We start from the raw sequence: 20,587 nt of genomic DNA, 5'->3' as shown, positions 1-20,587 counted from the left end.
TCCCGAGGAGAAGCTGGACGAAGTGGGCGCAGCGATGTTCAAATTTCTAGCTTAGGTGTCACGCCAAGCTCGCTCCTTCTCGTCCCATACCGCGAGCGGTTGTAGATCGGGCACCCAGGCCAATCCGGCCTTGGCGTCGGATGATACCGCCTCCGGCGTCACTATCACATCAAGCAGGGCAGGCGCGTTGGCGAAGGCACGGGCGATCGCGTCCGGCAAGTCCTCGGCCTTTTCTACGCGCTCGCCGTGCATGCCGAAGGTGCGCGCCATGGCTGCATAATCGGAGAAGTGGAGGCGCGTTCCCACCACTTTGCCATGGGTTACGGTCTGGTCGTGAACCTCCACCTGCCAGGCGCCGTTGTTGGCGACGGCGATGACCACGGGGGCCTTGTGGCGGACGGCAGTGTCGATTTCCATGGCGTTGAAGCCAAAAGCGCCATCGCCCGTGGCGACTAGCACCTTTTGCTCGGGATATTCAAGTGCCGCGGCAATTCCGTACGGCACGCCGACGCCGATGCAGCCGAAGGGGCCGGGATCGAGCACCGTTGAGGCCGATAGAGCCACGCGGGCGAAGCTGAGGAAATCGCCGCCATCTATCACTACGACACTGTCTTTATCGAGTTGGTCCTGCAAGGCGCCGAGCATGCGGTTGGGATGCATGCGTCCATCTGCGCCCGGAGCCGCGTTGGCCATGGCATCACGCAGTCTGGTTGCACGGTCGGCATGGCCCGCGCGCAGGCCGGTGATCCAATCGCTGTCGATAGCGGGTGTGCGGTTGCCGGCGACATCCAGCATGGCGGCTAGAGCGCGCGCGGGGTTGGCCAGCACCTCGACCGCGCCACGCCGGTTGTCGCGCAGCTCGCTAGGCACGTCGGCAATACGGAGAAACTTGGCGTTACCAAAAATAGCGGGCGAGCCATAAGCGAGCTGAAAGTCTAGACATCGACCGACCGTGACCACGAGATCGACATCGCCCATGACGCGCCCACGCATGGCCGCGACGGTGGTGGGGTGGTCGTCGGGCACCAAGCCGCGGCTCTCTCCGGTATCAAGATAAGCCGCCCCGACCCGATTGAGTAAGCGCACTAGCTCCGGCCCGGCGTTGCGCGCACCGCGTCCGGAAATCACCAACGGCTTGCGCGCCGACCACAGCAGGTCGGTAGCCTGTGCAACCATCTCCGGGTCAGGAAAGGTCAGCGGGCGGGGTTTTAGCGCGATATGCTCTGTGAGCTGTAGGGCTTCGGGGATGGCTGCGCGCAGACAATCGGTGGGAAAGTCGAGAAAAGCGGGGCCGGGCTCGCTGCCTTCGCCAAGGGCACGCGCCAGGGCCTCGTCGAGCTCGGCCGGCACCAGGTTCGGCTCGCGGACAGTGCGGGCGTAGCGGGTGATTGGGCGTACCAGTTGGGTATGGTCGATGTCCTGTAGGGCGCCACGGTTCTCCTGCGCCTTGGGCGGTATCCCGGAGATCACCAGCACCGGTGCACGCGAGACATGGGCGTTGGCGATGCCGGTTATGGCATTGGTCAGGCCCGGTCCGGCCGTGGCCAAGGCAACGCCGATCTTGCCCGTCAACTCGGCATGAGCTTGCGCCATATGCACCGCGGCGCGCTCGTCGCGTACGTCTACGATAGTGATGCCTTCGGCATCGAGACGCATCCAGATGGGCATGATGTGCCCGCCGCAGAGCGCGAAGACCCGCTTGACGCCGCGCGCGCGCAATGTGCGGGCGATATAGGCGGCGACACTGTTTCCCATGACTGTCACGATGTCAGCCCCGCGTCTTCGCGCGCGGCGACGTCCGCCGCCATCCAGTCATCCTCGCCATGACCCCCCGTTACCGCGCGGATCAAACGATCGCGTATCAGGCTGCCGAGCGGCATGGCGACACCCATGCCATGAGCGGCATCGAGCACGAGCTCTATATCCTTGAGACCGAGCACAAGGCGCATCCCGGCCGGCTGGTAGACGCTCTGGGCAATGCCGTCGCCATAGATCTTGTAGACCGGGCAATCGAATAGGGTATTGCTCAGCAGATCCACGAAAGCCTGGCGATCGACCCCGCCCTTTTCCACCAGGGCGCAGGCTTCGGCTAGCGCCTCAATGGCGCTGCCAATCATGAAATTGCCGGCGAGCTTGACTAGATTAGCGGCGCCCGGCGCGTCGCCGAAATCATCCACCCGTCGGCTCAGTGGCTCGAGGAGCGGACGGATCCGCGCCTTGGCGGTGGGGTCGCCCGAGATCGCAACGCCGAGCTGACCCGCCGCAGCGGCAGGCGGACGGCCGAACACTGGCGCGCAGAGGTAGGCGGCGCCCGCCTTGGCGTGAATGTTTCCCATGTGGGTCGCCGTCTTGACGCCGATGGTGCTGAGCGAGATGTGCACGCCACCCTCGCCGAGCCTGTTGAGAAAACCGTGATCGCCGAGGGTCACCTCTTCGAGCGCTGCGTCGTTCGCGACCATGGTGAAGACGACACCGCCTGCGCTGACCGCTTCGGCTGGGGTGTCGGCTGTCGTGGCACCGGCTGCCACCAGTGCTGCGGTCTTCTCGGCCGTGCGATTGTAGACGGTGAGAGGAAGGCCTGCTTCCAGCAGGCGCCTCGCCATGGGTTCACCCATCTTGCCCAATCCAAGAAATGCAATAACATCGGTCATGGTATGTCCTGGCACTTGTCGTCAGAGAGATCAGCATAGCCGAAAGATGTCCGGCTTGAACCCGTTCGCGCCCGCGATATCACTGGATGAGAGCATCCGGGGGCGCCCATTTTGAGCATCGACACGAACATATCTGGAAAAGGAGGGGTCGCCGTCATGACATCCCTCAAGACATTGGTTTGCGCGGCCATGATCGAGCTGATGGCTTCGGCCTGTATTTCGCCGACCGTGCGGCCGGGCAGCGGATGCGTTGATGAAGCGTGAGCCCGCACCCCGGTCACGGACGGTCATCCGGAGCCGGTCTAGCCGGTCTATATGCCTATCGTGAACAACAGCCACGGGTGGATCAGCTAATCAGCGCATCATGGGCTGCTGCCGGGGATGTCGTGCTGTCGCGAACCTATGCCGGCGACGACTTTACCTGAGGAAGATTGCCTGGTCCTGAAGAAATTATGGGAGGAGTCATGAGCCAGATCACCACACAGCGAGACGGCGCGGTGCTGATAGCGACCATCGCCAATCCGCCGCATGGCTACATGGATGCGGAGACCGAGTCCGAACTCGAGACAGTCCTCGACGAGGTCGACACTGATGCAACCGTGCGCGCGGTGGTGCTTACGGGTGGGCTGTCGGACGTGTTTGTGCGTCACTACGATGTCGGGGTGCTGGAAACTTTGGGCCGAGACTTGGCGGCGCGCGACCTCGAATTCGATACCTCGCGCGCCGTTCCCGAATCGCCGTACCACGTGTGCCTACGCCGTATCGCGACAATGCCCAAGGCCTTCGTCGCGGCGATCAACGGTACCGCCATGGGTGGCGGCTTCGAGCTTGCACTGGCCTGTGACATCCGCCTGGCCAAAGACGGTCCTTATTGGTTGGGCCTGCCGGAGATCAATATCGGCTTGCTGCCCGGTGCCGGCGGCACCCAGCGTTTGGCGCGCCTGATCGGCGAGGGCAGGGCGCTCGAGCTGATTCTGCAGGGGCGCACGGTGGGGCCCGCGGAGGCGGCCAAATGGGGCTTGGTCGGGCAGTGTGTCGCCGGCAACGTGGTCGAGGCGGCGCTTGCGGTTGCGCACGACCTCGCTGCCAAGCCGCCGTTGGCGCTCGCCCATATCAAGCGGCTGATACGCGGAGCTACCTCGCGCCCGCTCGACGAGGGCCTGGCCGACGAGCGCACCCTGTTCTGCGACACCGTCATGCAGAACGAGGCCATCGCTCAGATGGCCGCGTTCAATGCTGGCAGGCGGGATATCCGGGCTATGCCGCCAGACGATCCAGATACTGTTTGACGAAATCGAAATCGACTAGCCGCACATAGGCCTCGGTCAGGCGCTGTGTGATCTCTCCCGGCGGTAAGCCGTCGCTGATCGTTACGCCGTTGATTGTGCGCACGCCGCAGAGGCAGAGACTGGTAGAGGTGAGGAAGACTTCGTCCGCGTTATAGGCGTCGTAGAGTGAGATATCCTCTTCGATCACGGTGATGCCCTCTTCGCACGCCAGGTCGATGGCGGTCTGCCGGCTCACTCCGGGCAGCACGTATTTGACTTTTGGCGTGATGATTTCGCCGTCGCGCAAAATGAAGATGTTGCTTCCCATGCCTTCGCAGAGATTGCCGTTGACATCGAGTGTTACGGCCCAGGCTTCCGGGTCGCGCGCCTTCACCTCGAGATCGCCCATGATGAGATTGAGGTAATTGTGGGTCTTGGCGTTGGGGCTTAGCGCATCAGGCGCGGTGCGCCGCACCGAGGGCACGATGATGTCGATGCCGTCGCGGAAGACCCGCGCGCGGGGCCCGAGAGGTAGTGGCGTGCATTCGACGATGACGTTCGGCCCTGAATGGGCGGCGATGTCGCCGCCGGGCACGTCCGTTCCGCGCGAGACGCGCTGACCGACCCAGTAATCGTCGCCTTCGCCGAGCAGGTGGCAGTTGCGGTCCAGCACCTCGTGGCTGATGGCAATGACCTCGTCGGCGCTGAGGCCCGGATCGATCTGCACGTAGCGCAGCGACTTATATAAGCGCTTGATGTGTTCCTCGATCTTGAAGATGCGTCCGCCGAAGGTCCGCGTCATGTCGAATACGGCATCTCCGTAACGAAAGCCGCGGTCACGGAAGGGCAGTAGCGCCTCGCTCTCAGGTACGTACTCGCCGTTGAAATAGACGATTCGCTGATTGGCAAGGTCTGACATGCACGTCTCCTATTTTGCCAGATAGCCGCCGTCGATGGGCAGCGCCACGCCGGCCTCGTCGACATCGACGGCGACCACTTTAGCGCCTTCCTCGGCGAACAAAAGCGCGCCGGCGCGGCCCATGCCAGATGCCGCTGCCGTGATCAACACCACTTTGTTTTTGAAGCGCATGATGTGTTCCCCCCTGTTTGTATAGCTATTCTTCTTTTCTGCTGAGTGCATCGAGCCGGGCCTGGATGAGCTCAACCTGGCGCTTCAAGGCGTCCATGGAAGCGTTCTCGCTGCCCCCCTTGGGCGACGTCTCTGAGCCGACGTTGGGGTGCTCGCCAGGTGGCGAGAACATGCTCAGGGCATCCCGGAACATGGCCATGTTCTGCTGCCCAAGCTCCTGCAATTGGCGCACGGGAAGGAGGTCGCCGAAGGCCTCTTCCATTTGCTGGCGCATCTGTTCTTGGTTGCGCGCGAAGGCCTCCATGGTGGCTTCGAGATAATGTGGCACCACGGCGTGCAGGCGGTCGTCATAGTAGCCGATAAGCTGGCGCAAAAAACTGATTGGCAGGAGATTATGACCCTTGGCTTCTTGCTCGAAAATGATTTGGGTCAGCACCGAGCGAGTGATGTCCTCGTCGCTGCGGGCGTCGTAGACGACGAATTCAACGCCGTCCTTGACCATGTCGCAAAGGTCGTCAAGAGTGACGTAACTGCTGGTCGCGGTATTGTAGAGGCGTCGGTTGGCGTATTTCTTGATGACCACCGCGTCGCCGTCAGCGGGTTTTGTTTTTGCCATGCCCAGGCATCTCCTTGCTTGTCGCTCGCTCGCGGCGACTATATCGAAATTGTTGCAGTGCGGAAAGCATGGCCTCCTTGGGCCCGCGCGCTTTATAGTGGTGCCATGGACGCAGACCCCGATATGCGCGCCCTAGCGGTGCGGTTTCTCGAGCTCTGGCAGGCTCAGGCCGAGGCCACGATAGCGGCGGCGGCGGTGCAGCTCGGCGACGATGGGGCGGGACATGGCGACGGCAAGGATCGGCCCGCGGCCGCTCTCAGCGCACCTCGGCGCCGCTAGCGCTGTCTGGCTCGGGGCCCTGGCCGGTCTCGGTGCCGCGCGCAGCGGTGCTATGCTGTGGGCGCCGGCCCTGGCAGGCGAGGCTGCCACCCTCTGCGACAGCTTGCTCGCCGCCGATGCCGCAAAGCTGAGCGCAGCGCTTGCCAATGAGGTTGCCGCGCGTCACACTGATTTTCTTGCCGGTATCGAAGCCTATTGGGCGCATCCCTATCGGCGCAAGGCGGTGGATATGCCCGTCCTCTGGCAGGAGGGTAACGTGCGCCTGCTCGACATGGCGCCAAGCGGCACGGGTGCACGGGTCCTTCTCGTGCCGTCGCTGGTCAATAAGGCCTATGTGCTTGATCTGGCGCCGAAGAACAGTCTCACTGCCTACTTGGCATCGCGCCGCCTGCGGCCGCTCTTGCTGGATTGGGGCGAGCCACGGGGCACTGAGCAGGCGTTCGACCTGAGTGATTATATTGTGCAGCGCTTGTGTCCGGCGCTCAAGGCGGCCGCAGCGGTCGGCCCGGTCCCCGTGGTGGGCTATTGCATGGGCGGCACTCTTGCTGTCGCTGCCGCCGAAAGACGGCCTGAGCTCGTGGCCGGACTCGCCTTGCTGGCGACACCCTGGGACTTCTTTGCCGATGCTGCCGGTGGGGGCGCCTTGCGTGCCCTTGGACCATTGCTCGAAGCTCAACTTGCTGCGGCCCAGACCTTATCGGTCGATGCCCTGCAGGCCTGCTTTGCGGCGCTACAGCCTATGCAGGTCGCGGATAAATTCCGTGCCTTTGCCGGTCTCGATTCCCACAGCGACGCTGCACTGCGCTTTGTTCAGATAGAGGACTGGCTCAATGACGGCGTGCCGCTGGCAGCGCCGGTGGCGCGCGAATGTCTGCTCGGCTGGTACGGCGAGAACACGCCGGCACGCGAGCAATGGTGTATTGACGGAGCGCCGGTGCGGCCTACCGCCTTGCAACTGCCCTGCCTGGCGCTGATCCCGGAACGCGACCGCATCGTGCCTGCAGCCTCCGCTTCGGCACTTGCCAACGCTATCGCCGGCGCCGCCTGCCAGCGCGTTCCGGTGGGCCATATCGGCATGGTCGTCGGCAGCTGCGCCGAGGCCGCCTGCTGGCGTCCTCTGGCCGACTGGATCGAGGGGGTGGCAACTTAGCGGTTGTCTTTTGTTGCAACGCAACATAAACAGGCGCTATTCATTTCACAAATGCGGCGAGGGAGGCTGCGATGACGGAACGGGTTGCGATCGTAACCGGCGGCACGCGGGGCATCGGCGCCGCTATTTCGATCATGCTTCGGGACTCAGGCTATCATGTGGCCGCAGTCTACCTGTCCAACGATGAGCGCGCCCAGGCCTTTGCCGAGGCCAATGGCGTCGTGGTCTATCGCTGGGACGTTGCCGACTTTGCAGCCTGCGAGGTCGGCGTCGCCAATGTGACGGAAGAGCTTGGCCCGGTCGAGGTGCTCGTTAACAACGCCGGGATTACCCGCGACGCCACCGTGCACAAGATGGGCCCTGACCAGTGGCAGGCAGTGATCGATACCAATCTCGGCTCCTGCTTCAACATGAGCCACGCGGTCATCGATTCCATGCGCGCCAGAGGCTTCGGCCGCATCGTCAATATAGGATCGATTAACGGCCAGGCGGGCCAATACGGTCAGGTCAACTATGCCGCCGCCAAGTCAGGCATCCATGGCTTCACCAAAGCGTTGGCCCAGGAAGGTGCCGGAAAGGGCATCACAGTAAACGCCATCGCGCCAGGCTATATCGATACGGATATGGTCGCTGCCGTGCCCGAGACGGTGCTGGAGAAGATCGTCGCCCGCATACCCGTCGGTCGCCTCGGTAAGGCCGAGGAGATCGCTCGCGGCGTGCTCTTCCTGGCCGCCGACCACGCCGGTTTCATTACCGGCTCCACTTTATCGATCAACGGTGGCCAGCATATGTACTAGGCTGCTCCTCGCAGCATAGGAGGAGATCCGCATGCCGACCGTGACGATGGTGGAATATGACGACGCGAGCGAGGCGGTGCGCGCGCTCTATGACGAGATCATGGAGAGGCGCGGCATAAACTTCGTGCCCAATATCTGGAAGACGCTGGCGACTCACCCGCCAACGCTGGAGCGCATCTGGCGCGGCATCGAGGCGGTGATGGTCGACGGTCGCCTCGACCGCCTGACCAAAGAGATGATTGCGGTTGCTGTCAGCGCCACCAACGGCTGCGAATACTGCATCGCCTCCCACACCGCTGTTGCCCGTAAGCTTGGCATGGATGATGAAATGCTGGGCGAGCTTTTGGCTGTGGTCGGCATGTTCAACCAGACCAATCGGCTCGCCAACGGCTACCAGGTTGAGGTCGACGACGTTTATCACAAGACGCCGTGAGGCACGACCGGCAAGGCGGCAATCCGATCTTACGCGATCTCGTCGATATCGCCTTGTCGAATGGACTGAGGCGCAGGTGGGCACCTTTCAGCGCGTCTGGGAGCAGGGCCTCGATGCGTCTCTCGCCGATTGGGATTCCGGATTTTTCTCGTCGGTAGGGTGGCGGGTGTTCTAGTTTTGCTCCATGTGGCATGACGTTTCCGAACTTAGGCAGTTTTACTGCTCGCGGCTGGGGCAGGTGGCGCGGCGGCTGATCCGGCGGCGGCTGCGGCTGTTGTGGCCGGATCTTGCGGGTATGCGGGTGCTGGCGATGGGCTATGGCACGCCGTACTTGCGACCCTTCATGGAGCAGGCTGAGCGGGTTGTCGCCCTGATGCCAGAGCGCCAGGGAGCGTCACCGTGGCCGGTCGGTGAGCCGGGGTTGGTGGGTTTGTGCGAAGAGGCGGCTCTGCCACTGCCCGACACCTCGATTGACCGTATATTGTTGATCCACGCTGTGGAACATTCGGAAGACCTGCGGCGGTTGCTGCGAGAGGTGTGGCGCGTGCTGGCCGGCGGCGGGCGGCTGCTGGTGGTAGTGCCCAACCGGCGCGGCTTGTGGGCGCGCTTCGAGCGTACGCCGTTTGGCGCCGGCCGCCCTTACAGCCAGCCTCAACTCGACCGCGTGTTGACGGACAATCTCTTCCTGCCGATCCGCAATGCGCCCGCGCTCTACGTTCCGCCCAGCCGGCGCCGCGCCCTGTTGCGCCTGGCTCCGGCCTGGGAGCACCTGGGTGAGCGTTGGGCACGGCCCTTCTCGGGCGTGCTTGTCTCCGAGGTCGAGAAACAGGTCTATGTCGGCACCACTCTGCGGGCCGAAACTCGTGGCCGTCACCCCAAGACGAGCCCGGTAGTATTTGGAAAGTGATCTCTGCCGTGGAACTACCCGGATCAACCGTCGAAAGACGAGCAGAGAACCCATGTTGAGTGGGTTTTTCTCGTCGGCTAGCATCTTTTAGCACTGGTCAATGACGTTTTGGTTTTGTCGAAGATAGAGACCGGTCAGCTCGATATGTCTCTGATCGATATTGAATCCACGCAAACTCTGGGGGGGTATCTGGTACCCGTGCAAGCTCCTGCTCACCATAATGAGAAACCCTAACTGTTAATGATGAGTTCTCAGAGGATAGTTTGGTCAGGGCCTGTATGAATTATCTGAAGTAAGTACTGCTCAACCTGCTATCCGATGCCGTCAAGTATATTGGTCGGGTGGCAGGGTCAGGGTTGGCGCCTCGTTCAATAACGGGCAGGTCTTGTGGACAGAGATTGCCGATATTGGCCAGAGAATACCGGTGGATTGGCGAGCCTTTCTCGCGGCTCGGTATGGAGATATCCAAGATCGCATGCGCCGGGATCGGTTTGAGCATTAGCTGGAAGCTCTCAGAAAGCGTGGGCGACAAGCTCGATTTCAGCAGTCGCGCATCATCAAAATATGTTTTAGAGAGGTTCCCGTTTTAGCAGAAAGACCCCTTGTTCGCCGAGCACGTTGGCGAACAGGCCGTCTCCTGAAAATCCACCTTTCGAGCCGTCATTCTTCAACCCATAGCTGCGCTCTACGATGATGGCTTCGTCGCGGCACAGGCGCGTAAAATCACGAATGGTGCAGAAGTGGATATTGGGCGTCGTGTACCATGGATTGTTGAGGCTCTCTGTTACCGGCATGCGTCCGCCGAAGGCCAGCTGTAAACGGCAGTTCCAATAGGCAAAATTGGGGAAAGAGACGATGGCCTGATGGCCGATGCGCAACAGCTGCAACAGGACCAGCCGCGGGTTGTGCGTGGCTTGCAGGGTCTGACTCAGGACCACCATGTCGAAGGCATCGTCGGGATAGTCCGCGAGGTCGGTGTCCGCATCCCCCTGGATTACTGATAAACCCTCGCGCACGCAGGCGTTCACTCCTTCGCGGCTGATCTCGATGCCGCGGCCGTCGACGCTCTTGTTCTGCACCAAATGGCGCAGCAGCGCACCGTCGCCGCAGCCGACGTCGAGCAGGCGACAGCCCGGCTCGACCATGTCGGCAATGAGCTGTAAGTCCACACGAATTGGCGCTGCCCGGGCCGCCGCGGTCACCGGCGTCTGGTTGTTCACCGCCGCACGAGCCCGCGTTGGACCGCAACGCCGTCGAGAAAGCCGGCCAGGATGGTATGAAATTCCGGCACATCCAGAAGGAAGCTGTCATGTCCCTTGTCGGTGTCGATCTCGACGAAGCTGACATTGGCGGCGTTGGCATTCAGCGCGTGCACCACGGCCCGGCTTTCCGCGGTGGGGAACAACCAGTCGCTGGTAAATGAGATCAGGCAAAAGCGCACCGGCGTATCCGTGAAGGCCGCCTGCAGAGAGCCGTCGTGCTCCGCCGTCAGGTCAAAATAGTCCATCGCCCGCGTGATGTAGAGATAGGAGTTGGCATCGAAGCGCTCGACGAATGTGCGACCCTGATGGCGCAGATAGCTCTCGACCTGGAAATCCGCCTCGAAACCGTAGGTGACCTGGTCGCGATCCTGCAGACCACGGCCGAACTTGCGATGCAGGGCCTCGTCGGAGAGATAGGTGATATGGGCGGCCATGCGCGCCACGGCTAGGCCTTGTGCCGGGCGCGTGCCACGGGCTGAGTAATCACCGTCATGCCAGTTGGGGTCGGAGATGATCGCCTGTCGTCCGACTTCGTTGAAGGCAATGTTCTGGGCGGTGTGTCGCGCCGACCCGGCGACGGGCACCGAGGCGTAGACGCGCTCCGGATAGCGATGTGCCCACTCCAGCGCTTGCATGGCGCCCATGGAGCCGCCGACCACGGCAAGCACGCTATCGATCTCCAGGTGGTCAAGTAACATCGCCTGCGCCTCTACCATGTCCCCGATGGTGATCAGGGGAAAGCGCATGCCATAGGGCTTGCCGCTCTTGGGATGGATGTCGGCGGGACCTGTCGTGCCCATACAGCCGCCGAGCACGTTGGCGCAGATGATGAAATATCGTGAGGTGTCCAAAGGCTTACTCGGGCCGATCATGTCCTGCCACCAGCCGGGGCGTCCGGTGATGGGGTGGGTACCGACCATGTATTGGTCCCCAGTCAGGGCATGGCATACCAATACCACATTGTTGCGGTCCGCATTGAGCGTGCCACAAGTCTGATAGGCAACCGTAAAGGGGCCAAGCTCTGCGCCGCTGGCGAGGCGCAACGGCTTGTTCTCGCCGAGAATGACGGCGGGGTGATGCTCGACTGCGCCACCCGGGTGCATGGCCACCCGGGCCTCGAACGTCTCAGGCTGGCCCATCGGATTGACTCTTTAGCGTAGGGACACCGCATTGGTAGGAGCGTCGCCGCGCCTCTGTCAACGCTTTCTTTGATTGCCTTGCATGTGCGGTTTCCCTTTTCCCCGCGCCGGTGTCCTTGTACACTTGGCGCCACGATCTCCCACAAAACAGCACATTCGAACTAGGCATGGCCAAGGACCAACCGCTCGACAATCTACGCCGTGAGATTGATCGGATTGACGACCAGATTCACGATCTCTTGATGCGCCGGACAGATATCGTATCCGAGGTTGGTGCTCTCAAGCGGCGTTCCGAGGTAGTAACGCTTGCGCTCAGGCCAGGTCGCGAGGCGGCTATTCTACGGCGTCTTCTCGCGCGGCATTCCGGCCCCTTCCCGCGGCCGGTGCTGGTTCGTATCTGGCGTGAGCTGCTCTCAGCTCAAGTAGCATTGCAAGGTGATTTTAGTATTGCCACCTTTGCGCCAGAGGGTCTCGATATATATTGCGGACTGGCACAGGATCAATTCGGTGTCGGCACGCCGCTGCACAAATACTCAGCGGTGAGCCAGATTGTCTCGGATATTAGGAATGGCAATATTTCTGTTGGCATTTTACCAGTGCCTGAAGGTGAGGAGTCCGACCCCTGGTGGCGGGCTCTGGTTGTCGATGGTGAGGGTGCGCCAAAGATCATTGCTCGGCTTCCCTTTTACGAGAGGATGGGAGAAGGTGATCTGCCGGTAGCCTTTGCCGTCGCCATGATCGAGCCAGAGGAGACCGAGGACGATGTCAGCCTAGTCGGCATAGAGCGCGTTGCCGACATTAGTCGCGACCAGGTGTTCACAGGTCTTGCAGAAAGCGGTCTCGATGTCCACTGGATGGCCGCTTGGCAAGATCCCGAGAAAGAGGGGTATGCCATGTATCTGGTCTCGGTCGAGGGCTTCCTAGCGCGCGACGATCGCCGCCTCGAAGCCTATCGCAACCATGCCGGTGAAGCTGTCGTGCGCGCTGTCGTTCTAGGCGCCTATGCCCGGCCTGTGTCATAGCCGAGGCGTGATGTCTGACACAGCTGAGCCATTGTTTCAGCGCGTCGCGCTGATCGGTATCGGTCTTATCGCGAGCTCGCTGGCCCGCGCCATTCGTGCGCATGGCCTGGCGGTTGAGGTCGTGGCAACCTCGCGCAGTGCCGAGACCCGCGCTCGTGCGGCGGAGCTCGGCATCGTTGATGTGGTGTTCGACGATGCGGCCGAGTGCGCGAGTGGCGCCGATCTGGTGGTCCTCGCCGTACCTGTGCGCGCGAGTGGTTCCGTCGCAGCGGCCATCGCGCCGGGTCTTGCGCCCGGTGTCATCGTCACCGATGTGGGCTCAGTCAAAGGCTCGGTGATCAAAGTAGTGCAGCCACTGCTGCCGGATGGTGTCAGTTTTGTGCCCGGCCATCCCATCGCCGGCACCGAGCATTCCGGGCCCGATGCAGGCTTTGCCGAGCTTTTCGAGGGCCGTTGGTGCGTGCTGACGCCGACGCCTGAGACCGATGCGGCCGCAATAGAGCGCGTCGCGGCGCTGTGGCGCGCTATCGGTAGTCGCGTCGATATAATGGACCCGGAGCATCACGACGTAGTGCTCGCTATCACCTCGCACATTCCCCATCTGATAGCCTATAATATTGTAGCCACGGTCAGCGATCTTGAGGACCGCACCAAGAAGGAAGTGATCAAATACGCTGCCGGGGGCTTTCGCGACTTCACCCGCATTGCTGCCTCAGATCCGGTCATGTGGCGGGACGTCTTTCTCGCCAACCGCGAGGCGGTGCTGGAGATGCTGGCCACCTTCAACGAGGACCTGACGCGCGTACAACGTGCTATACGCCGCGGCGAAGGCGACTTTCTTGAAGAGCTTTTCACTGAAACCCGCGCCGTACGCCGCGGCGTCATAGAGGCGGAGCAGGCCTAGGCGGTTGCCAGCCCTCGCTTGATTTCTCTGATCAGTCTGGGACCCCGATAGGTCAGCGCTGTATAGAGCTGTACAAGCGTCGCGCCGGCCGCGATCTTGGCGCGGGCGTCTGCGGCGCTGGCGATGCCACCGGTGCCGATGAGGGGGAGCTTGGCTTCGGTGAGCTGATGCATTTCTGCTAGCAGGGCTGTTGAGGGTGCCATGAGGGGGCGCCCGCTTAGGCCACCTTTCTCGCTGCGGGCGCGGCTTTGCAGGGTATCTGCGCGGGCGATCGTGGTGTTGCTGATGACCAAGCCGTCGAGGTCGCTCGATAGTGCTACGTCGGCGATGTCCTGGCGCTGCTCATGGGTGAGATCGGGCGCGATCTTGACCAGCAGCGGCAGGGTCAGGCCGAGGCGTGTTCGCGCCTCCTGCAGGGATTCGATAAGGGCGGAGAGGGCGTCGCGGCCTTGTAATTGGCGCAAACCCAAGGTGTTGGGCGAGGAGACATTAACGGTGATGTAGTCGGCGAGTGGCGCCATGGTCTTGAAGCAGGTTTTGTAGTCGCTGTCGTCGCCGTCCTTGTTGCGGCCGATATTTACGCCGACGATGCCGGCGCTCCGGTCGCGCCTCGCAAGGCGCTGGGCCGTCGTTGCCATGCCCCGGTTGTTAAAGCCCATGCGGTTGATTACGGCGCCGTCGGCGGGTAGACGAAAGAGGCGCGGGCGCGGGTTGCCGCCCTGCGGGTGTGGCGTCACTGTGCCGACTTCCACGAATCCCGCGCCCGCGCGCAGCAACCCAGCATAGGCTTCGGCGTCTTTATCGAAGCCGGCGGCGATACCGATAGGATTGGGGAAGGTGAGCCCCCAGAGCTTGACACTGAGAGCGGACGGGTCGGTTGCCGCGCGCGGGCCAAGGCCGGCGGCAAGGGCGCTGACGGCAATCCGGTGGGCCATCTCGGCGGGTAGGCGATGTAGCGCACAGGTTGCGAAATTGGCGAGCGCTGTCATGAGCTTAGGCTAACTCACGCCGACCTAGCAGACCAGTGTCGCCTTGTTTTTGTCACAAAATGACCTTGTCCTGACCCAGCTTTGGTCAAGCGCTCGCCGCAGCTGGGCCCCATGTTTCTCATGCCCACCTGGGCACCCAGCGAAACGCTCCACCCACCGGACAGGTCCACCGGCTCCGGGTTGGGGCAGGGAAGACGGGGGATGATTGTTGTGGTCCCCTCCCCATCGTCCCCTGTCTTCCTTCCTTGCGCTGGGTGTGCCGATTTAATTTATGCACTTTAACGCATGAAATGCGGGCACTCTGAATTTTTCAGTTTGCACTCAGTGTCCTCTGTTTGCAAACCGTTCCGTTCTCTGAAACATTATGACCCCTCTTCCAATTGGTAGATACTCCTCATAACCTAGGAATTTCTGAGCCATTAGAGGCTATGTTGGTGAGAAAAATAATTTCGTATATGTTTAAAAAACTATATTTGATTTCCAAAATATTATTAAAATATTTTTAGAAATTCATGAAGTTTCGAGAAATTTTAATCCAGATTTCTATTAAATATTATATTATCTATTGTTTTATTTTCAGATAAATTACATAAATTTTCGTATTTATCCCTTGCTAATTCCAGCTTTTTGATAAATTCTAAGGCATCTTGATGACTCTTCTTTACCTGCTCTTCAAGTACAATCGTTCCAGCAAAAATTCTAAGCAACCGACGTTTTTAAGGTAGAAAAATGCCAAAAAAATAACTGTGAAAATAACAAATGCTACCAGCCAGTCAGTGCTCTGAATAGATTTCAGCGTCTCTGATTGAGAAAGAGTGAAATTGCCGTAGAGTATGTGCAATTCCCCAATGAGAAGAATGCTAGAAATCACAAAGAGTCCAAAAAGCAATTTGCTTCTTCTCCATCCGATTTCTGCTCCATCAATGGCAGAAATCCATGCACTTTTTTCGTGATAGAAAAAAGATTGTCGGTCCAGGTTTGGGTTGCCAGCCCATTCTCATTAATTTGTAAACTACCACCCATGTTTCTCTTAGTTATTTTCGAGATATCTCCTGTCATTTATCGTCGATTAACTAAAAATAAATACCTTTTCTACCCCCCCTTTTTTTGCTGAGAAATCTACCTACAGTCTGACGCTAGACTCATCAGAACACACCAAACTCATTTCCATGTACCGCCTTGACCAACGTTGTATCACTTATGCCGTATTGGCGTCCCCGAATGCCGTTATTCAGTGTGAGAGGACGATATTCCGAGCCACCAGACGATGGGACACAAAACCGTTGTTAATTAGCACTTACCCAGCCAGCAAGAAAATACCACGCCAATTCCCTCAGCTACAGGGGTGGCTGCCAGCTTGGTATTACAGATTGCACGTTTTTCAGTTACCCCCTTTATCTGCTATGCCCTGGCCAGGAGGAAGGTCGTGGCAATACTGACCTATTGGCAAGAAGAGTGGGTTGACGGCAGCCCGGCCGTGGTCGGGCCGATGTCGCAATGCTTCATGCACGGCGCGATGGTGTTTGATGGCGCGCGTGCTTTTTCGCGCCAGGCGCCTGACCTCGACCGCCATTGCCAGCGTTTGATCAATTCGGCCGCCGTAATGGGACTGCAGACCGAGATAACGGCGGAGGAGATCGCGGTACTCGCAATCGAGGGCATCCAACGCTTTCCGGACGACGCAGAGCTCTATATCCGTCCGGCTCTGTTCGCCGAGGAAGGTTTTCTCATGCCTGAGGGCGGGGCGCGCTTCTCGCTCACCTTGTTCGAGACGTCGATGCCTGAGCCCAGGGGTTTTACCACCTGTGTCTCGCGCTTTCGCCGGCCTGATCCGGACATGGCGCCGACCGCGGCCAAGGCTACCTGCCTCTACCCCAATACCTCGTTGGCCCTGCGCGAGGCAACGCAGCAAGGCTTCGATAACGTGGTCATGCGCGATGGCCGCGGTGAGGTGGTCGAGTTCGGTACCTCGAACCTCTGGTTTGCCAAAGACGGTGTCGCTATCACGCCGGCCGCTAACGGCACGTTTCTTTCGGGAATCACCCGCCGCCGGGTGCGTGATCTGCTGCGGGCCGACGGCATCGAGGTGCGCGAGCAGGTAGTTACGGTGGCGGAATTGCTGGCCGCCGACGAGGTTTTCTCGACCGGCAATCTCGGCAAGGTGCTGCCCGTAACCCGCGTCGACGAACGGCGTTTTCAACCTGGGTCCGTCTTTCGCCGCGCGCGCGAGCTGTACTTCGATTTCGCCGCTGGCGCGCGGGTCTAGCGTGTAATTGCAAAGCGCTGCATGCTGGGCTAGACCGGGGCCGATCAGTCACTGGGAGGGCAGCATGAAAATCACGCAGCGAGTCCGCAAGATGCTCGCTAATTATGAGAGTGATACACCGGGTACTAAGGCCAATCTGGCGCGCATTCTGATGAACGGACGCCTCGCTGGTTCGGGCAAGCTTGTCATCCTGCCTGTAGACCAGGGCTTCGAGCACGGCCCGGCGCGCAGCTTTGCATCCAACCCGCCGGCTTACGACCCCCATTACCACTATCAGCTGGCCGTCGATGCGGGCTTGAGTGCGTATGCGGCGCCGCTTGGCATGATCGAGGCTGGCGCTGATACTTTTGCTGGCGCCGTACCGACCATTCTAAAGGTCAACAACGCCAACAGTCTCGCCGTAACCAAGGACCAGGCCGTGACCGGCACTGTTGGCGACGCCCTGCGGTTAGGCTGCGCCGCCATCGGCTTCACCATCTATCCCGGCTCCGAAGAGCAGTTCGAGATGATCGAGGAGTTGCGCGAGTTGGCGGAAGAGGCAAAGTCGGTTGGTCTTGCCGTGGTTGTCTGGTCCTATCCCCGGGGCGGTAACCTGTCAAAAGCGGGCGAAACAGCGGTTGATATTTGCGCCTATGCGGCACAGATGGCGGCCCTGCTCGGCGCCCATATCATCAAGGTCAAGCCGCCCACCGACCACATTGAGCAGGACGAGGCGCGTAAAGTCTACGAGGCGGAGAAGATCGATATCTCGACGCTCAGTGCACGCATCTCTCACGTTATGACCTCAGCCTTTAACGGACGGCGCATAGTCGTTTTCTCGGGTGGCTCGGCCAAAGGCATAGATGGGTTGTTAACTGAGATCCGCGAGATTCGCGACGGCGGTGCCAACGGCTCTATCATTGGCCGCAACACCTTCCAGCGCCCGCGGGAGGAAGCACTGGCTATGCTCGACACAATCATCAAGATCTACCAGGGCAAGGCGTGACGGAAGACCGCTGCCGCCTCTACCTAATCACGCCGCCACACCTTGACGAGAGTTTTGTTGATCGCCTCGGCGAGGCGCTGGCCGGAGGCGATATCGCCTGCCTGCAAGTCCGCTTAAAAAACGTCGACGACACGGAGATAGCGCGTGCGGTTGAGGCTGCGCGTCCCCTCTGCCACGCCAGCGACGTTGCCCTGATCGTCAACGACCGGCCTGACCTCGCCGCTGCGCTCGGCGTTGACGGTGTGCATATTGGCGCCGAGGACGGCTCTTACGCGGACGCTCGCGCCGCCGTCGGTCCTGATGCCATCGTTGGCGTGAGCTGTTACGACTCCCGTCACCTGGCGCTCGAGGCTGCTGAGGCCGGCGCCGACTATATCGCGTTCGGCGCCTTCTTCCCTACCGCCACCAAGATCCCGCCGACTCGCGCCGACCTCGACCTGCTACGCTGGTGGCAGGCTATGGTCACTGTACCCTGCGTTGCCATCGGCGGCATCACGGCAGAGAACTGCGGCGATTTGGTTGAGGCCGGTGCCGACTTTCTCGCCGTTGTCTCCGGCATCTGGGATTACCGACCTGGCCCGGGGGCCGCTGTGCGCGCTTATAACGCCAAGATCGACAAAGGGATGGCGCGACGCGATCTTGAATTGCGCCAAAGTTGAGAAAACCCTATCGCCTAACCGAGTTATCTCACCCTGGCGTAGGGGCATTGGGGCGTGAGCGAGGACGGGATACTCGAAGACGACATCACGGAGCGGGTTGCCGGAATCCAAGCGGCGGGTGTAATGGGCTATTCGCGCCTGATGAGCGATGACAAGTTGGTGACCATCGCCGTGCTCGACGACTACAGTGCCGTCTTTCATGAACATATAACAGCTGAGGGTGGGCGCGCTTCGCGGAAGAAGTGCGCAGCTTTCTGGCTGAGGATGCCGATTAGACGGGGATCTTCTGCCAGCCGGGTTCGCCGGCGAGATAGGCGTTGCACGGCTCGCCTGGGAGCGAAAGCTCGGTGAGGCAGTTTTCCGCTTCCGTCGGGGTTAGCTCGCGATCGAGCATCGCGCGATAGATTCTTGCCACCACGATCATATCCACGCTGTGTGGCGATAGCCGCAATCGGCTCACGCCTGCGGTTTGCAGGGCTTCCGTCGTCATCAGAGTGCACTGTACGTTCGCTGACAGGGTTTGAATACCGTTGGCAGCAAGGAACGCCCGTCCATCAAGTGTCTCGACGGCCATGCCTTCCTTGTCGTTCTCACAGACGAAGCCACAGGAATCCTTGTTTAGCCCGTGTAAGCGCGCGTGTGTACAGCGGCCCGAGACGGCCAACGGTAGGCGCCCGAAGGCGAACAACTCTACCTCGATATCGGGGCAGGCCTGCGCCACAGTGGTAATTGACGCAAGCGGTAGCTCGACCGTCGGGCACCAGCAGTCGATGCCGTGCGCCGCTAGCGCAGTCAGGGCGACCTCGTTGTAGATATTGAGAAACGGCCCGGCGACACTCGGCCGACCTTCGCGCGCGGCAATCCCCGAGACATCGTTGATCTCGACGGCGCGATCGAGCGTAACAAGCTCCTGCATGGCTGCGCGCTCGCGCGTCGTCGTCGGAAGCGCTAGCATCGATACCACCACCGACTTGCCGGCACGCTCCAGCCGCTCGATCAGCCCTGGCCATAGGGGATCGGTGAACGGCATGCGCTTGCCGCAAATTACCTCGCCGAGATAGACGCGGTCCACGGGCGCTTCGTCGGCGATACGGGCATAGAAGTTAGCGAGATCGTTCGTTGACCAATTGAAGAAGCAGGGGCCGAGTGAGAGCAAAATACGATCGCTCATCGCCACACCTTGCGATAGGCACCGGCAGTCTGGCGACCACCCTCGGTCAAAGTCGCGAGGCGCGGCGCCACGGCCGCTGCGGCCTCGTCATCGTCGAGGGAATCGACCGCGGAGCGGAAGGCTTTCACCACTTGGGTGACATAGGCTTTGCCTCGCTGCCGGCCTTCAATCTTGAAGGCAGAGGCCCCGGCGCGATAGAGGCTTACCAGGAGCGCTGCCGCATTGAGGGTGACTGGGTCCTCGAACAGGTGCGACGCACAGCCTTTGGTAATGAAGCGGCCCTTGCACAAGGTGGGATAGCCGGCCGGTTCGTCGGGGGCAAAGCGGTCGATGGTGAAGCCACCTAGCTTGGCGGTCAGCATGTCCTCGTCTTCGATATAGTTGACATGACTGGGCGGCGAACAGACACCCGTGAGATTGGGCGATTTGCCTGTGGCATAGGATGACAGCGCGCAGCGCCCCTCCGCCATGACGCAAAGGCCGCCGAAGACGAAGACCTCTGTCTCGACATCGATCTCGGTATTGAGGCGCGCAATCTCCTCGACGCTGAGAACCCGTGGCAGTACCGCGCGCTTGATGCCAAAAGTTTCCGCATAGAAGCCGATCGCCTCGGGCGTACCGGCGGCGGCCTGTACCGAGAGATGCAGGCGCAGATTTGGGTGCCGTGTGGCGGCGTGGTCGAGTACGGCGATATCCGATGCCAGAATGGCATCGGCGCCGGCCGCTGCCGCCGCATCCACCGCTTGTCGCCAAAGATCCACCGCGCCGGCGCGGGCGAAGGTGTTGACCGTGACGAAGACGCGGGAGCCGCGGCCGTGCGCGAATTCCACGGCATTGGCAAGCTCGGACTCGGAAAAGTTCAGGCCGGGAAAGTTCCGCGCATTGGTCTCGTTTCGAAAGCCGCAATAGACTGCATGCGCGCCGGCCGCGACAGCGGCTCGCAAGGCAGCGGGGGTACCGGCCGGGCAGACCAGTTCGGCGCTCTGTACCGCTGCCACC

General features: G+C 60.9%; 21 protein-coding genes and 1 pseudogene. 12 read left to right on the top strand and 10 right to left on the bottom strand.

Annotated elements, in window-relative coordinates:
* Window positions 1-51 precede the first annotated feature (51 nt).
* Together QF629_09595 and QF629_09590 are read right to left on the bottom strand one after the other, a co-directional pair.
* Entirely contained in the window at window positions 52-1,755 is a 1,704-nt protein-coding gene (locus QF629_09595) for a thiamine pyrophosphate-binding protein (protein ID MDP6013782.1), read from the bottom strand.
* Window positions 1,756-1,760: 5 nt separating this feature from the next.
* Window positions 1,761-2,651 (bottom strand): NAD(P)-dependent oxidoreductase, encoded by an 891-nt coding sequence (locus QF629_09590; protein ID MDP6013781.1) that lies wholly within the window; start codon window positions 2,649-2,651, stop codon window positions 1,761-1,763.
* A 111-nt stretch (window positions 2,652-2,762) separates the two neighbouring features.
* Between QF629_09590 and QF629_09585 the strand changes: the two genes are divergently transcribed.
* Both QF629_09585 and QF629_09580 read left to right on the top strand, forming a co-directional pair.
* Window positions 2,763-2,915, top strand: coding sequence for a hypothetical protein (locus QF629_09585; GenBank protein MDP6013780.1), 153 nt, complete (start codon window positions 2,763-2,765; stop codon window positions 2,913-2,915).
* 200 nt (window positions 2,916-3,115) lie between these two features.
* The gene (locus QF629_09580) at window positions 3,116-3,940 is read left to right on the top strand and encodes an enoyl-CoA hydratase/isomerase family protein (protein MDP6013779.1); all 825 of its coding nucleotides are present in this window, start codon (window positions 3,116-3,118) and stop codon (window positions 3,938-3,940) included.
* On the opposite strand, the gene QF629_09575 is transcribed toward QF629_09580, so the two are convergent.
* From QF629_09575 to phaR, 3 genes and pseudogenes are all read right to left on the bottom strand, one after another.
* Window positions 3,909-4,838, bottom strand: a complete 930-nt coding sequence (locus tag QF629_09575; GenBank protein MDP6013778.1) for an aminotransferase class IV — start codon at window positions 4,836-4,838, stop codon at window positions 3,909-3,911. The genes QF629_09580 and QF629_09575 overlap by 32 nt on opposite strands.
* 51 nt (window positions 4,839-4,889) lie before the next feature.
* Window positions 4,890-5,009: pseudogene (locus QF629_09570) on the bottom strand (SDR family NAD(P)-dependent oxidoreductase).
* Between the two features lie 25 nt (window positions 5,010-5,034).
* Window positions 5,035-5,625: a polyhydroxyalkanoate synthesis repressor PhaR gene (gene phaR, locus QF629_09565; GenBank protein ID MDP6013777.1), complete on the bottom strand. Its 591-nt coding sequence runs from the start codon at window positions 5,623-5,625 to the stop codon at window positions 5,035-5,037.
* Window positions 5,626-5,730: 105 nt separating this feature from the next.
* Between phaR and QF629_09560 the strand changes: the two genes are divergently transcribed.
* From QF629_09560 to QF629_09540, 5 genes are all read left to right on the top strand, one after another.
* Window positions 5,731-5,904 (top strand): hypothetical protein, encoded by a 174-nt coding sequence (locus tag QF629_09560; GenBank protein ID MDP6013776.1) that lies wholly within the window; start codon window positions 5,731-5,733, stop codon window positions 5,902-5,904.
* Window positions 5,849-7,054 carry an alpha/beta fold hydrolase gene (locus QF629_09555; protein ID MDP6013775.1) on the top strand — a complete coding sequence of 402 codons (1,206 nt, stop codon included), beginning with the start codon at window positions 5,849-5,851 and terminating at the stop codon, window positions 7,052-7,054. Before QF629_09560 ends, QF629_09555 begins: the two co-directional genes overlap by 56 nt.
* A 71-nt stretch (window positions 7,055-7,125) precedes the next feature.
* Window positions 7,126-7,851 (top strand): acetoacetyl-CoA reductase, encoded by a 726-nt coding sequence (gene phbB, locus QF629_09550; protein ID MDP6013774.1) that lies wholly within the window; start codon window positions 7,126-7,128, stop codon window positions 7,849-7,851.
* Between the two features lie 31 nt (window positions 7,852-7,882).
* Window positions 7,883-8,284 carry a carboxymuconolactone decarboxylase family protein gene (locus tag QF629_09545; protein ID MDP6013773.1) on the top strand — a complete coding sequence of 134 codons (402 nt, stop codon included), beginning with the start codon at window positions 7,883-7,885 and terminating at the stop codon, window positions 8,282-8,284.
* Between the two features lie 238 nt (window positions 8,285-8,522).
* Window positions 8,523-9,191 (top strand): class I SAM-dependent methyltransferase, encoded by a 669-nt coding sequence (locus QF629_09540; protein ID MDP6013772.1) that lies wholly within the window; start codon window positions 8,523-8,525, stop codon window positions 9,189-9,191.
* A gap of 569 nt (window positions 9,192-9,760) precedes the next feature.
* Here the strand turns inward: QF629_09540 and metW are convergent.
* A complete protein-coding gene (gene metW, locus QF629_09535; GenBank protein MDP6013771.1) occupies window positions 9,761-10,411 on the bottom strand; it encodes a methionine biosynthesis protein MetW in 651 nt (216 codons plus the stop codon).
* Window positions 10,408-11,556, bottom strand: coding sequence for a homoserine O-acetyltransferase (locus QF629_09530; GenBank protein MDP6013770.1), 1,149 nt, complete (start codon window positions 11,554-11,556; stop codon window positions 10,408-10,410). The genes metW and QF629_09530 overlap by 4 nt, the downstream gene beginning before the upstream one ends.
* A 203-nt stretch (window positions 11,557-11,759) precedes the next feature.
* Here QF629_09530 and QF629_09525 point away from each other — a divergent pair, with 203 nt between their 5' ends.
* Both QF629_09525 and QF629_09520 read left to right on the top strand, forming a co-directional pair.
* Complete coding sequence (locus QF629_09525; GenBank protein MDP6013769.1) at window positions 11,760-12,614, top strand: chorismate mutase; 855 nt, start codon at window positions 11,760-11,762, stop codon at window positions 12,612-12,614.
* A gap of 10 nt (window positions 12,615-12,624) precedes the next feature.
* The gene (locus QF629_09520) at window positions 12,625-13,518 is read left to right on the top strand and encodes a prephenate/arogenate dehydrogenase family protein (GenBank protein MDP6013768.1); all 894 of its coding nucleotides are present in this window, start codon (window positions 12,625-12,627) and stop codon (window positions 13,516-13,518) included.
* Here QF629_09520 and QF629_09515 read toward each other — a convergent pair.
* On the bottom strand, window positions 13,515-14,507 hold the full coding sequence (locus tag QF629_09515) for a quinone-dependent dihydroorotate dehydrogenase (GenBank protein MDP6013767.1): 993 nt from the start codon (window positions 14,505-14,507) through the stop codon (window positions 13,515-13,517). The two genes, QF629_09520 and QF629_09515, sit on opposite strands and share 4 nt — an antisense overlap.
* Before the next feature lie 1,426 nt (window positions 14,508-15,933).
* Between QF629_09515 and QF629_09510 the strand changes: the two genes are divergently transcribed.
* The 3 genes from QF629_09510 to thiE all read left to right on the top strand — a co-directional run bounded on the left by QF629_09510 (window position 15,934) and on the right by thiE (window position 18,417).
* Window positions 15,934-16,773 (top strand): branched-chain amino acid aminotransferase, encoded by an 840-nt coding sequence (locus QF629_09510; protein ID MDP6013766.1) that lies wholly within the window; start codon window positions 15,934-15,936, stop codon window positions 16,771-16,773.
* 64 nt (window positions 16,774-16,837) lie between these two features.
* Window positions 16,838-17,758 (top strand): class I fructose-bisphosphate aldolase, encoded by a 921-nt coding sequence (locus QF629_09505; protein ID MDP6013765.1) that lies wholly within the window; start codon window positions 16,838-16,840, stop codon window positions 17,756-17,758.
* Window positions 17,755-18,417: a thiamine phosphate synthase gene (thiE, locus tag QF629_09500; GenBank protein ID MDP6013764.1), complete on the top strand. Its 663-nt coding sequence runs from the start codon at window positions 17,755-17,757 to the stop codon at window positions 18,415-18,417. The genes QF629_09505 and thiE overlap by 4 nt, the downstream gene beginning before the upstream one ends.
* Window positions 18,418-18,688: 271 nt before the next feature.
* Here thiE and QF629_09495 read toward each other — a convergent pair whose 3' ends face one another.
* Window positions 18,689-19,588: a U32 family peptidase gene (locus tag QF629_09495; GenBank protein MDP6013763.1), complete on the bottom strand. Its 900-nt coding sequence runs from the start codon at window positions 19,586-19,588 to the stop codon at window positions 18,689-18,691.
* Window positions 19,585-20,586 (bottom strand): peptidase U32 family protein, encoded by a 1,002-nt coding sequence (locus QF629_09490; protein MDP6013762.1) that lies wholly within the window; start codon window positions 20,584-20,586, stop codon window positions 19,585-19,587. The genes QF629_09495 and QF629_09490 overlap by 4 nt, the downstream gene beginning before the upstream one ends.
* Window position 20,587: the final 1 nt, after the last annotated feature.

It is taken from the genome of Alphaproteobacteria bacterium (assembly GCA_030739735.1).
Taxonomy (GTDB): domain Bacteria; phylum Pseudomonadota; class Alphaproteobacteria; order UBA7887; family UBA7887; genus UBA7887.
This window is presented reverse-complemented; position numbering and strand designations above follow the sequence as displayed.